General features: G+C 44.3%; 2 tRNA genes and 2 rRNA genes (1 of these 4 cut by a window edge). All 4 read left to right on the plus strand.

From position 1 onward, the window contains the following. Positions 1 to 285 precede the first annotated feature (285 nt). A 16S ribosomal RNA gene (locus BW723_RS09530) occupies positions 286 to 1,805 on the plus strand. 82 nt (positions 1,806 to 1,887) lie between these two features. Next, positions 1,888 to 1,961 (plus strand) — tRNA-Ile (locus tag BW723_RS09535). 108 nt (positions 1,962 to 2,069) lie between these two features. Beyond that, positions 2,070 to 2,143: transfer RNA gene (locus BW723_RS09540), tRNA-Ala, on the plus strand. Between the two features lie 217 nt (positions 2,144 to 2,360). Beyond that, a 23S ribosomal RNA gene (locus BW723_RS09545) occupies positions 2,361 to 2,500 on the plus strand; it runs 2,673 nt beyond the window's last position. The 16S and 23S rRNA genes sit together here with 2 tRNA genes alongside, the layout of an rRNA operon.

Below are 2,500 nucleotides of genomic sequence, written 5' to 3' on the forward strand. Positions count from 1 at the left end.
TTTTATTGTCAGAATTAAAATAGTTTATATATTTGCATCCGCTAACAAATACAGCGAAAAAGTTCAGAGAGATTTTGGAAAGATTTGGATAAAAAATCAACTAGTTCGATTCTAGTGTTTCTACAAAATTAGGGAGATAAGAAGTGTGATAAACGCTTATAGCATCAACTTAAATTAGTTCATTGAAAATATTGAAATTGACAGCGTAAACAAAGAGTAGAATAACCACATTATAATATAATGTAAATTCTTTTGAAACTTATTCATTAAACATATTTAAGATATACAATGAAGAGTTTGATCCTGGCTCAGGATGAACGCTAGCGGCAGGCTTAACACATGCAAGTCGAGGGGTAACATTGTAGCTTGCTACAGATGACGACCGGCGCACGGGTGCGTAACGCGTATAGAACTTACCTTTTACAGAGGGATAGCCTTTAGAAATGAAGATTAATACCTCATAGTATTGAGAACTGGCATCGGTTTTTAATTAAAGATTTATCGGTAAAAGATGGCTATGCGTCCTATTAGCTAGATGGTAAGGTAACGGCTTACCATGGCTACGATAGGTAGGGGCCCTGAGAGGGGGATCCCCCACACTGGTACTGAGACACGGACCAGACTCCTACGGGAGGCAGCAGTGAGGAATATTGGGCAATGGAGGAGACTCTGACCCAGCCATGCCGCGTGCAGGAAGACTGCCCTATGGGTTGTAAACTGCTTTTATACAGGAAGAAACACTGCTACGTGTAGCAGCTTGACGGTACTGTAAGAATAAGGACCGGCTAACTCCGTGCCAGCAGCCGCGGTAATACGGAGGGTCCGAGCGTTATCCGGAATCATTGGGTTTAAAGGGTCCGCAGGCGGTCGATTAAGTCAGAGGTGAAATCCCATAGCTTAACTATGGAACTGCCTTTGATACTGGTTGACTTGAGTCATATGGAAGTAGATAGAATGTGTAGTGTAGCGGTGAAATGCATAGATATTACACAGAATACCGATTGCGAAGGCAGTCTACTACGTATGTACTGACGCTCATGGACGAAAGCGTGGGGAGCGAACAGGATTAGATACCCTGGTAGTCCACGCCGTAAACGATGGACACTAGTTGTTGGGCATTAGCTCAGTGACTAAGCGAAAGTGATAAGTGTCCCACCTGGGGAGTACGATCGCAAGATTGAAACTCAAAGGAATTGACGGGGGCCCGCACAAGCGGTGGAGCATGTGGTTTAATTCGATGATACGCGAGGAACCTTACCAGGGCTTAAATGTAGTATGACAGGTTTAGAGATAGACTTTTCTTCGGACATATTACAAGGTGCTGCATGGTTGTCGTCAGCTCGTGCCGTGAGGTGTCAGGTTAAGTCCTATAACGAGCGCAACCCTTGTCGTTAGTTGCCAGCATGTAAAGATGGGGACTCTAACGAGACTGCCGGTGCAAACCGCGAGGAAGGTGGGGATGACGTCAAATCATCACGGCCCTTACGTCCTGGGCCACACACGTGCTACAATGGTATGGACAATGAGCAGCCATCTGGCAACAGAGAGCGAATCTATAAACCATATCACAGTTCGGATCGGAGTCTGCAACTCGACTCCGTGAAGCTGGAATCGCTAGTAATCGGATATCAGCCATGATCCGGTGAATACGTTCCCGGGCCTTGTACACACCGCCCGTCAAGCCATGGAAGCTGGGAGTGCCTGAAGTCGGTCACCGCAAGGAGCCGCCTAGGGTAAAACTGGTAACTAGGGCTAAGTCGTAACAAGGTAGCCGTACCGGAAGGTGCGGCTGGAACACCTCCTTTCTAGAGAAAGATGGTGAGTTACAAAAGGTAAATTTTACTCTTTGCTGTTAATTTTAAAATATAGAAATATCAAAGCTATTATAGTCTCGTAGCTCAGCTGGTTAGAGCGCTACACTGATAATGTAGAGGTCGGCAGTTCGAGTCTGCCCGGGACTACAAAAAGTTTGATATTTTAAGGAAATTCTAGAAGTTAAGCAACTCTCAGTTATGTTGCAGATTTAGTTACTGCAAACTGTATACTGAATACTGCTACTTAAAAGAAAAGGGGGATTAGCTCAGCTGGCTAGAGCGCTTGCCTTGCACGCAAGAGGTCATCGGTTCGACTCCGATATTCTCCACAAGGCGATGCCTTGAGATAGGTAACTAACTCATAGTATCAAGGTCAACACTGATAATAACTTGTCAGTGGCGACTCGCCACAGTTCATTGACATATTGGTAAAATGATATCGTAAGAATCAAAAAGATAGAGAGTTTAAAATAGAGATATTTTAGACAAAAATTTTATAAAAATATAAAAGAGCTCGTTGCAGTATTTATACTGTAGCAAAAAGTACAATAAGTTAAGTAAGGGCGTATGGCGGATGCCTAGGCTCTCAGAGGCGATGAAGGACGTGATAAGCTGCGAAAAGCTACGGGGAGGGGCACATACCTTATAATCCGTAGATATCCGAATGGGGCAACCCACTATGTTGA

Source organism: Polaribacter reichenbachii (assembly GCF_001975665.1).
Lineage (GTDB): Bacteria > Bacteroidota > Bacteroidia > Flavobacteriales > Flavobacteriaceae > Polaribacter > Polaribacter reichenbachii.